The sequence below is a fragment of the Streptomyces africanus genome (genome assembly GCF_002150735.1).
GTDB classification, from domain to species: Bacteria; Actinomycetota; Actinomycetes; order Streptomycetales; family Streptomycetaceae; genus Streptomyces; species Streptomyces africanus.
The window spans coordinates 1-2,750 of record NZ_MUKA01000471.1 but is presented as its reverse complement, the minus strand read 5'-3'; the positions used below and the strand labels follow the sequence as shown (position 1 = coordinate 2,750).

The 2,750-nt window shown below is 72.4% G+C and carries 2 protein-coding genes and 1 pseudogene; 1 reads left to right on the top strand and 2 read right to left on the bottom strand.

Annotation, left to right across the window (positions count from 1 at the left end):
* On the bottom strand, positions 1 to 1,166 hold a 1,166-nt coding region (locus CCL05_RS40035; protein ID WP_086565516.1), incomplete at its 3' end, for a UDP-N-acetylmuramoyl-tripeptide--D-alanyl-D-alanine ligase.
* Between the two features lie 28 nt (positions 1,167 to 1,194).
* Positions 1,195 to 2,628 (bottom strand): annotated as a pseudogene (locus CCL05_RS40030) (UDP-N-acetylmuramoyl-L-alanyl-D-glutamate--2,6-diaminopimelate ligase); the annotation flags it as partial.
* On the opposite strand from CCL05_RS40030, the gene CCL05_RS40025 reads away from it, so the two are divergent.
* Positions 2,536 to 2,750 (top strand): Mur ligase domain-containing protein (locus CCL05_RS40025; RefSeq protein WP_425275982.1); only part of this gene is annotated, 215 nt, incomplete at its 3' end. The pseudogene CCL05_RS40030 and the gene CCL05_RS40025 sit on opposite strands and share 93 nt — an antisense overlap.

Below are 2,750 nucleotides of genomic sequence, written 5' to 3'. Positions count from 1 at the left end.
AGCCGGACGGCGAGCCGTCCGACCGCGTCGTGCTCGGCGAGAGCCTCGTCCCCGAGCTCGGCCATCTGGCCGAGCACCGCCCACGTACGACGCCCCTTGCCCATGGCCACGAGCGCGCGCAGCGCGGCCTTCATGGACTCGGGGTTCGCGTTGTAGGCGTCGTTGACGACCGTCACGCCGTCCGGGCGCTCGGTGACCTCCATCCGCCAGCGGGAGAGGGAGCCCGCCTCGGAGAGCGCGACGGCGATCTCGTCTGCGGACATGCCCAACTCGTGGGCGACGGCGGCCGCGGCGAGCGCGTTCGACACGTGGTGCTCACCGTACAGGCGCATGGTCACATCGCTTGCACCGGAGGGTGTGTGAAGCCTGAACGAGGGCTGTCCGGTGTCCGTGAGTCGCACGTTCTCGGCGCGAACGTCCGCTTCGCCGGACTCTCCGAAATAGATCACCTTCGCCTTCGTACGGGTGGCCATCGCCCGGACGTAGGGGTCGTCCGCGTTGAGGACGGCCGTCCCGCCGTCGGCCTCGGACGGCAGGGACTCGACGAGTTCGCCCTTGGCCTGGGCGATCTGCTCCCGGCCGCCGAACTCGCCGATGTGGGCGCTGCCGACGTTCAGCACGAGGCCGATCTTCGGGGGCGTCAGATGCGTGAGGTAGGAGATGTGCCCGATGCCGCGGGCGCCCATCTCCAGGACGAGGAACCGGGTCTCCTCGGTGGCGCTGAGCGCGGTCAGCGGCAGTCCGATCTCGTTGTTGAGCGAGCCGGGCGTGAACACCGTCGGCGCCTTGCGCTGGAGCACCTGCGCGATGAGGTCCTTGGTGCTGGTCTTGCCCGCCGAGCCGGTGAGGGCGACGAGCGTGGCACCGAGGCGCCGTACGACGTGCCGCGCGAGGGCGCCGAGGGCGGTCTGGACGTCGTCCACGACGATCGCGGGCACGCCGACGGGCCGGGTGCCGAGCACGGCCACCGCTCCCGCCTCGACGACCGCCGCCGCGAAGTCGTGGCCGTCCACGCGCTCCCCGGCGAAGGCCACGAACAGGCTGCCCGGCCCCGCCTCGCGGGAGTCCCGGACGACCGGGCCGGTGACCTGGACGGTCGGATCCGGTATGTCGTACGTCTGCCCGCCGACGACTTCTGCGATCTCGGCGAGGGAGAGGGCGATCACAAGTTCATCCCCTGGATCATGCGGGAATTCATCCCTGGGTCTTCTGAATGGCTTCGCGAAGCACCTGGCGGTCGTCGAACGGACGGACCACCCCGGCGATGTCCTGCCCCTGCTCGTGGCCCTTGCCCGCGACCAGCACGGTGTCGCCCGGCTCGGCGCGGGCGACGGCGGCGGCGATCGCGGCGGCCCGGTCCTCGAAGACCTGCACCTCGCCGCGCTCGTGCGCGGGCACGGAGGCCGCGCCCTGGAGCATCGTGGCGAGGATCGCGAGGGGGTCCTCGGAGCGGGGGTTGTCGGAGGTCAGTACGGCGGTGTCGGCGAGCCGGGCCGCGGCGGCGCCCATGGGCTCGCGCTTGGTCCTGTCCCGGTCGCCGCCGCAGCCGAGGACGATGTGCAGCTTGCCCTCGGTGACCTTGCGCAGGGCGCGCAGCACGGACTCGACGGCGTCGGTCTTGTGCGCGTAGTCGACGACGGCGAGGTACGGCTGTCCGGCGTCCACGCGCTCCAGGCGGCCCGGCACGCCGGGTACGGCGGCGATGCCGTCGGCGGCGGCCTGCGGGTCGAGGCCGGCGACGGCGAGGGCGACGATCGCGGCGAGGGTGTTGGCCACGTTGAAGGGACCCGGCAGCGGCGACTTGGCGCTGATCCGCTCGCCCTTGGGCCCGACGACGGTGAACGTCGAGTCGAGACGGCCGACCTCGACGTCCTCGGCACGCCAGTCGGCGTCGGGGTGGCCCTCGGCGGAGTAGGTGACGACCGGGACGGTGGCCTCGTTCGCCAGCCTGCGGCCGTACTCGTCGTCGACGTTGACCACGCCGAGTTTGCCGCGTTCCGGCGTGAACAGCCGCGCCTTGGCCCGGAAGTAGTCCTCCATGTCGGAGTGGAACTCCATGTGTTCCGGGCTGAGGTTGGTGAAGACGCCGATGTCGAAGACGCAGCCGTCGACGCGGCCGAGGACCAGGGCGTGGCTGGACACCTCCATGGCGACCGCCTCGACGCCGCGTTCGCGCATGACGGCGAACAGGGCCTGCAGGTCGGTGGCTTCGGGTGTGGTGCGCTCGGACTTGATGCGCTCGTCGCCGATGCGCATCTCGACCGTGCCGATCAGGCCGGTGGACCTGACGGTTTTCAGACCGCCCTCGACGAGGTAGGCGGTGGTGGTCTTGCCGGAGGTGCCGGTGATGCCGATCTGGAGCAGGTCCCGGCCGGGGTGGCCGTAGATCGTGGCGGCCAGCTCGCCCATCTGTGCGCGTGGGTCCTCGACGACCAGGACCGGCAGCCCGGATGCGGCCGCGCGCTCGGCGCCGGTGGGGTCGGTCAGCACGGCGGTCGCGCCGAGGCTCGCGGCCTGCTCGACGAAGTCGGCGCCGTGCGCCCCGGCGACCTGTACGCCGCCCTCCCGGGCGCCCGTCTGCACGGCGCCGACTTCGTCGAGCAGGCCGCGAGCCTCGGCGCGACCGCCGTGCTGACCGACCCCACCGGCGCCGAGCGCGCGGCCGCATCCGGGCTGCCGGTCCTGGTCGTCGAGGACCCACGCGCACAGATGGGCGAGCTGGCCGCCACGATCTACGGCCACCCCGGCCG